General features: G+C 60.8%; 6 protein-coding genes and 1 pseudogene. 2 read left to right on the top strand and 5 right to left on the bottom strand.

Annotated features, from left to right (window positions below):
• A partial coding sequence (locus ACO59D_RS12925) for a hypothetical protein (protein WP_485127334.1) occupies positions 1 to 251 on the bottom strand: 251 nt, incomplete at its 3' end.
• Positions 252 to 669: 418 nt separating this feature from the next.
• On the opposite strand from ACO59D_RS12925, the gene ACO59D_RS12920 reads away from it, so the two are divergent.
• Complete coding sequence (locus ACO59D_RS12920; protein WP_485127333.1) at positions 670 to 1,908, top strand: ATP-binding protein; 1,239 nt, start codon at positions 670 to 672, stop codon at positions 1,906 to 1,908.
• A gap of 369 nt (positions 1,909 to 2,277) precedes the next feature.
• Here the strand turns inward: ACO59D_RS12920 and ACO59D_RS12915 are convergent, their stop codons facing one another.
• From ACO59D_RS12915 to ACO59D_RS12905, 3 genes and pseudogenes are all read right to left on the bottom strand, one after another.
• On the bottom strand, positions 2,278 to 2,580 hold the full coding sequence (locus ACO59D_RS12915) for a type II toxin-antitoxin system RelE/ParE family toxin (RefSeq protein ID WP_485127332.1): 303 nt from the start codon (positions 2,578 to 2,580) through the stop codon (positions 2,278 to 2,280).
• A complete protein-coding gene (locus ACO59D_RS12910) occupies positions 2,577 to 2,849 on the bottom strand; it encodes a type II toxin-antitoxin system RelB/DinJ family antitoxin (RefSeq protein ID WP_130811336.1) in 273 nt (90 codons plus the stop codon). Before ACO59D_RS12910 ends, ACO59D_RS12915 begins: the two co-directional genes overlap by 4 nt.
• A gap of 347 nt (positions 2,850 to 3,196) precedes the next feature.
• A pseudogene (locus tag ACO59D_RS12905) lies at positions 3,197 to 3,630 on the bottom strand (IS1634 family transposase); the annotation flags it as partial.
• On the opposite strand from ACO59D_RS12905, the gene ACO59D_RS12900 reads away from it, so the two are divergent.
• Positions 3,577 to 3,885: an ATP-binding protein gene (locus ACO59D_RS12900; protein ID WP_485127331.1), complete on the top strand. Its 309-nt coding sequence runs from the start codon at positions 3,577 to 3,579 to the stop codon at positions 3,883 to 3,885. The pseudogene ACO59D_RS12905 and the gene ACO59D_RS12900 sit on opposite strands and share 54 nt — an antisense overlap.
• A 120-nt stretch (positions 3,886 to 4,005) precedes the next feature.
• Here the strand turns inward: ACO59D_RS12900 and ACO59D_RS12895 are convergent.
• A partial coding sequence (locus ACO59D_RS12895; protein ID WP_485127330.1) for an IS3 family transposase occupies positions 4,006 to 4,229 on the bottom strand: 224 nt, incomplete at its 5' end.

The raw sequence follows: 4,229 nt of genomic DNA, 5'->3' as shown, positions 1-4,229 counted from the left end.
TGTACATGGATCCTCCTGCACCACTCACGGTCCAAGATTTCCACCGCAGTCCCAGTGGCCATTTTTATATTGGCATTAACACCGCAGACCGGGCACGCCACGGCCCGCCCGGGGACGCGCCCGACCCTCACGTGGGGCTCGTCGGGGGCGTCCCCGCGCTCCTCGGACCAGACGTCGGAGACCCTCCACTCGTCCCCGAGCCCCATGGGCCTCTCGAAGGGCTGTGCCGGCATGCCTGCCCGCGCGTCCACCCTCGGCCTCCCCGTCGCGTCGCCGTCCGTCGGGGGTAACCCTACCCTCCGGGCGCGATGCGCTCAATGCGGGGAGGGCATGCTACCCACCAGAAGTTTCGAAGAGCCAAAAAACGAGCGCCGTCGAGTCCTCCCCAGGCTTTGCTAGGGAAGTAAATCTCACTCACTAGGAGGTAAAGCCCTGAGCGGGGAAACGATGCTCGACTCACGCATTTGAGTACCTGTTCGCCGATAAGGTGAAGGGGCATGCGAGTTGCCGGCAACTACTTCTCTAGACATTCGACCCAAGTGCCAGAGCGTACCGTCCGTCGCTCATCCTCGCAGTAACTGCTTCTATATTGTCCGTTTAAGGGTAGTACTTTCAAAAAAATAGCAAATATGCTACTCTTAAATCGGAAATAACGAGAGGAGAAGGGGCATGGCAGACCGTCTCTATCGCCGCGAGGCATACCTAGAGAAGATTCGTCCGTTCGTCGACGATACGGGAATCATCAAGGTGGTGACGGGCATCCGCCGCTGCGGCAAGTCCTGCCTCATGGAGACGGTCGCCGAGGAGGTCATCGAGCACGGCGTGCCGGCGGGAAACATCATCTTCATCGACCTAGAGAAGCGTGGCCTGAGAAGCGTCAAGACGCCCGACCAACTCGAGGCAGTCATCGAGGGGCGCATACCCTCCGGCACCGAGGGCACCGTGTACCTCTTTATTGACGAGGTCCAGAGAGTCGAGGGTTTCGAGGAGGTCGTCAACGCCTACCGCGCCGATGGCGGGTTCTCGGTGTTCATCACCGGGTCGAACTCCTATCTGCTGTCCGGCGAGCTCATGACCAACCTCACCGGCCGCTACATCGAGATAGAGCTGTTCACCCTCACGTTCTCCGAGTACCTCGAGATGCGCGAATTCTTGGGAAAGCCTGCGGCTCCCGAAGCACAACTGTTCCGCGAGTTCCTGCGCTACGGCGGCTTCCCCAAGTCACTGGAGCTCGACGACCCGCAGGCCAAGGCGCGCTACATCGAGGAGGTCGTCGGCCAGATCATCGACAAGGACATCCGCTCGCGCCACAAGATACGCAACCGGTCCACCTTCGAGAAGGTGATGACCTACATCATCAACAACTTCGCGGCGCCAACGAACCTGACCGGCATCGCAGAGTACCTGCGCAGCACACAGGGGATCCCCATCAAGCGCGAGACGCTCGCGAGCTACATCGAGCTGCTGGTGAAGGCGAAACTGCTCTACCGCTGCGACCGCTTCGACATGAAGTCGAAGCGGTCCCTGCAGGGCGGCGAGAAGTACTACCTCGCCGACACGGGCATCTACTTCGCCCGCAACGTCAATGCCACCATGGACTACGGACCTCTGCTCGAGAACGCGGTCTACACGTACCTGAAGTACAAGGACTACCGCGTGAGCGTCGGGCGGATCGGGAAGCTGGAGGTCGACTTCATCGCACAAAGGGCCGACGAGGGATACGCCTACATACAGGTGTCCCTGTCGGTTGCCGATAGGGCCGTCGAGGAGCGCGAGTACCGGCCGTTCTCGCGGGTGCGCGACAACTACCCACAGTACCTGCTCACGCTGGACCCACTGCCTCTCGAGAGGGACGGGGTCACGCACCACAATCTCGTCGAGCTCATGGCATCCAGCGACGAGCTGTAGGGGGCGTTCCGGAAGATGCGCATTTGAGGGCACCGGTTCCAATAGATACAACTATATACGACTAGATGCTAAGAGAGAGGAAAAGAATGCGCTAGCTGGGCCTACTCCCACTCGATGGTCACATTGTCGGAAAACCGTCCGTATCGTGCAATGCCGTATCGTATCGTCCGTCTGGTGTTGCCACGTACGCGCTTTCCGCGAACCAATGTCGAATCAGGCTCTGATTCGGGATGTTAGGGAGTAGTTGCATAAGGGCGCGAAATCGCTGCGAAACGGGCATTCGATGCGCAACTGCTCCCCGAATCCCCAGGAAGAATGGTAGCGGGTAGCCTGGCGAGTGATTCGGTACCGTGAGCTCGATGCCGGTAGTCAGCGGAACAGCTCGTCATGGGAGCCGGTCCTCTGGAAGTAGGCGATACTGGACTCCGTTCTCCAGATCACGAGCCAGTCGCCGGCGTTCGCCACATGGCACTCGCTGCTACCCGCCCATTTGCCCGAAAGTCGATGCATGCTGTGCCTCTGCTTTAAGATTTCCTGGGATTCCGAAGTGTTGGTGATAACGAGGTCGACAACCTCCTCGAGCTCTCGCAGGTCCCAGTTCCGCTTGGCCGCCTTCTTCTTGAGGTCGCGGCTGAACGCGAGCGTGAACTTCGTCTGAAGGCGTCCCGTCATGAGAGTGCCGCCTGGATGAGGTCGTGCCCGGAGCTGAAACTCTCGCCCTTCCCGGAACGGATCATCTCGTCGGTCTCCTTGATGGCCGCAAGCGACTCGTCGTTCGGCTCGGGATCTGACAGCGTGAGGGGGATCCTGTTCTCCCTGATCATCTGGAGGTAGAAGGCGCGTGTGACCGAAGACAGGTCGAAGCCGAAGTGCTCGGCTACGCGGGAAGCCCCCTCCTTGACGTCGCTGTCGACGCGGATGGTTACCGATGAAGCCGCCATGTACTATCTCCATTTCATAATGTAAGTACATTGTCATTATAACGCCTTACGCATACATTTCAATAGGATCAGGATGCACTCCGCACTCGGATGAGTGACGCCGGCCGAATTCGGGAGGGCGCACGGTGGGATCGGCAACACAGGGATTTGACACTTAGCCACTAGTCACCGAGCTGTCTCAAGCCACAAATTTCAGGGCTTACCTGGGGTTTGTGGCTTTTCTCATGGGTCGGTCTATGGTGAGACATCCTAGCTTTTGCAGTTTGAAGAGGCCGTTTGACCCACTTTACCTGGTCAAACGACCTCTTTTGCGTTGAATGTTTCCGGACGGCGCACCGTCCGTCCCGCTATCCCCAGCCGATCTTCCTGCCCTTGGCGAAGAGCGCCTTGACGTCGCGGGTGCGCATCCACCTCCTGGGAGCGTCCAGGCCGACGAGCGCGAAGACCTCGTCCGTGAGGTCGGTCCTGTGGTCGAAGAGCCACCAGCCGCCGCCTGCGTAAGAGCAGTCGAGCGCGCGCATGTCGTCGAGCAGCGCCGCCGCCAACGGGTGCGAGGGCAGCGCCCCCTGCGAGAGGCGGACTATGAGGAGCGCCAGGTAGCAGGTCAGGAAGTGCGCCCTCATGTGCTCCCTGGCCCAAACGCAGACGGGCCGGGAGGAGAGCCCCCGGTCTTGGTGACGCGGAACGACTCCTCGATCCTCCAGAGCTCGCGGTAGGCGTCGAGGATGTGGGAGTCCTCCCAGTCGGTCTCGCTCGTGACGACGAGGTAGTAGCCGTCGAGGTTCCCCTCGGCACCGACGGGGCGAGGCTGCCCTTCCAGGTCATATCGGAGGGCCACGAGCGCCAGCCGCTCGTGATCACCACGAACCTCGAGTTCGCGCGCCGGGGAGCCGTCCTCGGCGACGACCAGACGGCGGCTGCCGTGACAGGCCGCGTCTGCCACCACGGGAGGCCCCTCAGGCTCGGCGGCGAGTCCTGGCGCATGAGGCATGCCCTCATATCGGGAGAGGGCATGCCTGAAGGGCAGATGCCCTAGCGGGCCTCAGGCTGCCATTGCGGCACGGGAATTGAACGCCGCATGTCCGGTTCCCGTGCCCGCAGCGTTCATTTCCTGATGATATTCCGGGGGTGGTACCGCTTTTCCGTACCGTTCTCGCTAGGCTGCAAGGGCTGGGCTTTGCCTGTATGCCAAGGGGCCCATCGAGCCCAGCGAGCGCCTGATCCTCTTTGTGTCGTGCCACTCTATGTAGTCATCGATCCTTTTCCCGAGCTCCTCCAGGCTGACGCTCTCCCAGTCCCTCCCGTAGAACATCTCGTTCTTCATGGTGCCGAAGAAGCCCTCTAATGTGCCGGATGCGATTATGTGCCGAGTGGGCGCCG

The sequence above is a fragment of the Tractidigestivibacter sp. genome (assembly GCF_057241865.1).
Note: the sequence above shows the minus strand (reverse complement) of the source record. Positions and strands in the feature narration are given on the sequence as shown.